At 39.8% G+C, this 4,977-nt stretch carries 5 protein-coding genes; all 5 read left to right on the forward strand.

The features are described from left to right. Positions 1-267: 267 nt before the first annotated feature. Positions 268-1,530: an oligosaccharide flippase family protein gene (locus AAGC65_RS24860; protein WP_343115164.1), complete on the forward strand. Its 1,263-nt coding sequence runs from the start codon at positions 268-270 to the stop codon at positions 1,528-1,530. Further along, on the forward strand, positions 1,523-2,446 hold the full coding sequence (locus AAGC65_RS24865; RefSeq protein WP_343115165.1) for a glycosyltransferase family 2 protein: 924 nt from the start codon (positions 1,523-1,525) through the stop codon (positions 2,444-2,446). Before AAGC65_RS24860 ends, AAGC65_RS24865 begins: the two co-directional genes overlap by 8 nt. Before the next feature lie 15 nt (positions 2,447-2,461). Continuing rightward, positions 2,462-3,850, forward strand: coding sequence for an O-antigen ligase family protein (locus AAGC65_RS24870; protein ID WP_343115166.1), 1,389 nt, complete (start codon positions 2,462-2,464; stop codon positions 3,848-3,850). Beyond that, complete coding sequence (locus tag AAGC65_RS24875) at positions 3,843-4,538, forward strand: acyltransferase (protein ID WP_343115167.1); 696 nt, start codon at positions 3,843-3,845, stop codon at positions 4,536-4,538. The genes AAGC65_RS24870 and AAGC65_RS24875 overlap by 8 nt, the downstream gene beginning before the upstream one ends. A gap of 3 nt (positions 4,539-4,541) precedes the next feature. After that, positions 4,542-4,977, forward strand: a 436-nt coding sequence (locus tag AAGC65_RS24880) for a hypothetical protein (RefSeq protein ID WP_343115168.1), incomplete at its 3' end; no start/stop codon positions are given.

The following is a 4,977-nucleotide window of genomic DNA, read 5'->3' on the forward strand; positions in this document are numbered from 1 at the left end:
CTGCTGCCGATGCCGCCGGCCATAATGATCGCATAATTGTTTTTATTCATGTGTAAGGGTATTTATGGGATATATTTTAAATATCATAACTGAACCTATTCTGATCATTTCAGACTCCGGCTAAGATAAAACATCTATTTAACTTTCATCATCATAAAAACCCTAAAAACCGTAGAATTGGTTATTATCCACACTTAGCCTCGTAGACATACTGGCATCCATTATCATTAAATTATACTAAATTCGCTGTTTCATCAATTGGCTGTATTGAAACAAAAACTAATAGGCTCTTATCAAAAATTAAGGGCAACCAATATCCTTTCTAATTTTTTAAACTTAAGCAGCATCCAGCTTTCCAACATCCTGTTGCTGATGCTCATATTCCCTATTATCGCCAGAAAAATAGGGATTGAGGCGTTTGGTTTTGTAACCCTGGCCAATACGTTTGCTACACTTGCGGGGGTGGTTATCAACTATGGTATTAACCAATCGGGTATCAGGGATGTGGCTATGAGCATCAAGGATAAAAAAAAGCTAAGCATCGTATTTTACAACGCGCTTTGGATAAGAGCTATCATATTTATACTATATCTTGTTTTCCTGTACGCTATTCAATGGTGGGGAATGAAATATTATAGCCTCATTATTCTGGCAACGCCGCTGGTAATTGCCGAGATCTTAAACCCACTATTTTTCTTCATCGGCACCGAAAGGTTAAAGATCTACAACATAGCTAACGTAGTTACCAAAGTGATCTCTATTTTATCGTTAGTGATATTTATCAAAAGCTCGGCAGATGCGGGTTGGGTAAATTTTATTCTTGGGCTTGCGGGTGTTGTTACCTACGTGGGGTTATTGATATATGGTGTAAAAGAATTTAAACTATCATTTAGCCTGCCGGTAAAGGCCGATCTGCTGAAATTAGGTAAAGACAATTTTTACCTCACCGCAAATAACATATCTGTTCAGCTGCAGCAATCCATCATGATCTTTGCTTTAGGGCATCTGGGTAACCCGGAATGGCTTGGCGCTTATGCACTATGCGATAAAGTTATTCAAACCTGCCGAATGCTTATTATATCCGTATCCAATGCCATATACCCTAAATCTGTACAGATATACCAGCAGGGCGCACATATTTGGGCTTTGTACAGGAAAAAAACTAAATGGTTGATAACAGGCGTATTTTTTATGGGTTCGCTTAGTATTTTTATTCTCGCCGATTTTATCATTTACGTCATATCTGGTCAACACGACCATACTGCTGTTATATTTTTGAGAATCATGTGCTGGGTGCCTGCCGTAGCAGCCCTGAACTTTATAAACGTTATTGACCAGCTTTTGAAAAACAATACCGCATACATTTTCCGCATAGCCATTGTACTGTTAGGTGTCTCGCTGCTTTTGGCTTATACGCTATTCCATTCAGGCTGGTATATTTTGTTTGCTTCATTTACGCTTATTCTTGAAATTTGCGGGCTGTTGATGTATGAATACACCATAACAAAACCAGCCAGAAACAATGCATAAGCCTGTTGCAGTAATTTTAGTTAATTGGAATACCGCTGAATACACGGCTAACTGCATTTTGTCTTTACAACAATATTGCGACGAAAGCTTATTTGATGTCATCGTGGCCGATAATGGCTCCACAGATGGTTCGTTGCAGCTATTAAAAACACAGTTCCCTGACATTACATTTATTGATAACCAGGAAAACCTGGGCTTTGCAGAAGGCAACAACCGGGCAATAGAATATGCTATAAAAGAAGGTTATTCCTATTCATTGATCATCAATACCGATACGCTGGTTGATGAGGATATTATTACCAAGCTTTATGGACATTTACAACAGCACCCGGAAGCTGCGGCCGTACAGCCGGCCATTTACTGGATGCATAACAAAACTCAGATCTGGAATGGCGACGGCCATTTCAATGCTCTTTTGGGCACTACTTCGTCAAACACTAAACTCCCGGTATCAAATAGTAATCATATCACCGCGCAATGGCTTACCGGTTGCTGTATGTTAATCAGAAATACTGCTTTAACAGAGGCGGGTCTGTTCAATAAACAGTTTTTTCTGTATTATGAAGATGTCGATCTTTCCTTCAGGCTCAGAAATAAAGGCCATCAGCTGCATTATTTATTCACATGCAAAATGTATCATGAGGCGGGTGTTTCGGCCAAAACAGGGGTTACTAAAGAGGGTAACCTGAATCCCGTAATTCATTACTATGTTTCCCGCAATCACCTGTGGATAATCAGAGGATATGGTAAGCCCATGTTTTATCCAATAAACTTTATTTATAACGGTGTTTATTATCTTGCTTTGTTAACTTATTTAAAATTGCGCGGCCGCAACGAAAAAGTAAAGCAGTTAATTAAAGGCTTGAAAGATGGCTTATTCACATCAAAACAACTAATTTGGCCAGAAAATAACTAAAATCTATCCTGAGGCATGTTCATTTTTTTGCTGATCTATATTATTTCCTTCATCGTATCCATAAGAGAAGTACTCAAGGGCAATGCCCAGGGCGTACTTGTTTTTATGATCTTTGGGTTATCAATGTATTATACAGCCATGTCTGTTGCTTTTACATTAGGCTTAAAGGGCGTAATCCCTTTCATGCAATCATTTAAAGAGATACTCATTTTTAGTCTTTTAATATTAAATATAGTCACCTTAAAATTCCGGCCCCGGCTTCATTTGGTTGATTATGCCATCATAGCTTATTTTATTTACCTGGTTGCTTATGCCATATTACCCATAGGCGAGCAAAGCTTTTCAGAAAGGTTGGTGGCACTTAAAAGCAATTCTTTTTATATTGTGGTTTACTTCACTGCACGCTTGATGGATGTTCACAAAATTTACGTAAGTAAATATTTCAACTTCATTATTCTGTTAACTATTGGTGTAGGTGTGGTTCTTATCGGTGAACTAATAGTTGGTCGGCAGTTACAAAACTTTACCGGCTTTGCCGATTACAGCTATTACTTTTTCAACTTTGAACCAGGCGGGAATTTTGGCCTTAACTGGACATTTGAATCTGACGGAGGAACACCGCGTTTTGCCAGCATTTTCACCAGCCCCCTGGAACATGCCGCGGCTACTCTTTTGGCACTTTCAGTTATTCTAAGTCTTTATACTACTGATGATAACAAGGTAACCATTAATAGCATGGGCTTAGCCGCGCTTGGTGCAACTGTGCTCTCTATTATCTTTGCCATATCCCGTGCACCACTCATCAGCTATTTTCTGATCATATACGTATACGCGCTAATCACCAAACGAAAATTCGTCACTAATACCATTCATGCCATAGCTGGTCTGGTGGCTGTATACTTCATTTATCTTTTTGCCCAATTTGAGCAAAATCACAATGGTTTGCTGGAAGTTGCCATGAACACTATAGATTTTAGCGACCCATCAAGCGTAGGCCACCTGGTACAATGGGCCGAGGGGATAATAGCCATGATTGAACATCCGCTTGGCCTGGGTCTTGGTTCATCAGGCAGAATTGGAGGAAGTTTGGGTGAAAACGTGGGCGGGGAAAACCAGTTTATCATTATAGGTGTACAAACAGGAATAATTGCCCTATTTTTATACCTTTCTATTTATGTGATGTTTATTAAAACAGGTTTAAAATGGATAAATAAGCTGAAAGGAAAAGAACGAAAACTATGTATGGCTGTTTTATTGTTGAAGATCAGTTTTTTAATTCCGCTTATGACATCTGAAGTTGAATCTTCGTCTTATATCTCTTACATGAACTGGTTTTTATCCGGCCTCATGATCAGTGTTATCATGCAAAGTAAACCCCTTCAAACCCTTCCCGCAAATGATTGAGAAACTCATCAGAAAGTTAAAGAACGATCCTAACTATAAATGGGAAAGTGGATATACCGCTAAAGATTTACTGATCATTAGCCAGGGCAGGGCTGTACAAATTTTAAGGGGACTATACTTGAAGCTATTCTTAAAAAAATCCTCCGGGCTTATCTTCATCGGTAAGCGTGTTAAGGTACGTCATGCCTATATGCTAAGCACTGGCAGAAATTTAATTCTGGAAGATAATGTGAGCATTAACGCGCTATCTAAAGATGGAATAATCTTCGGCGACGATGTATCTATCGCTAAAGATTCGATATTATTTGCCACTGGTGTTATCGCTTATAAAGGTGCCGGCATTTCTATTGGCGACAGGACAGGTATCAGCGCCCGAGCCTATTTTGCAGGCCAGGGAGGTATCAGTATTGGTAAAGACGTGATCATGGGGCCCAATGTGCAGATCTTTTCAGAAAATCATAATTTTTCTGACCTCGAACTTACCATAAAAGAGCAGGGTGTTACCAAAATAGCCGTAACTATTGAAGATAATTGCTGGATAGGCGCCGGGGCAACCATCCTGGCTGGTGTGCATATTGGTAAAGGTTGTGTAATTGCGGCAAGCAGTGTGGTTTCTAAATCGGTCCCTCCCAACTCTATTGTGGCCGGGGTCCCGGCTAAGGTTATTAAAAGCCGTGAGGCCATTTAAGTTATGGCAAAACCCTTAACTGTAGCTGTTGATATCCGCGATCTGCGACTGGCCAAAACTGGTACCCGAACTTACCTGGAAGAAGTATGTAAGGCGTTCAAAAAAATGGAAAGCGAACAACTACATTTTCATTTTCTGGATACTCTTTTTCCCGTTTATACAGGTAATAGTAAATGGCTTAAATTAGTTGAACATGCCCGGTACCAGCTTTGGAAACAATTGTTTTTACCTTTAAAAGCCTGGAGTAAGGGCTGCGACATTGTATTTTGCACCGATAACTTTGTTCCGCTGATTCATTTAGGCTATCAAACGATCCCGGTTTTTCACGATGCGTTTTTCTTTGAAACACCAGATGACTATGGCAAACTATGGCTGTGGCTTTATAAAAAAACAGCTATCCCTGCAGCCCGCAGATCGCCGTTTGTGGTAACACCAACAG

It is taken from the genome of Mucilaginibacter sp., from assembly GCF_039207105.1.
Taxonomy (GTDB): domain Bacteria; phylum Bacteroidota; class Bacteroidia; order Sphingobacteriales; family Sphingobacteriaceae; genus Mucilaginibacter.

Excerpts from the sequence above, each read along its gene's own strand:
- AAGC65_RS24865 (WP_343115165.1), top strand. The coding sequence starts at position 1,523 with ATGCATAAGCCTGTTGCAGTAATTTTAGTTAATTGGAATACCGCTGAA.
- AAGC65_RS24870 (WP_343115166.1), top strand. The coding sequence starts at position 2,462 with ATGTTCATTTTTTTGCTGATCTATATTATTTCCTTCATCGTATCCATA.
- AAGC65_RS24875 (WP_343115167.1), top strand. The coding sequence starts at position 3,843 with ATGATTGAGAAACTCATCAGAAAGTTAAAGAACGATCCTAACTATAAA.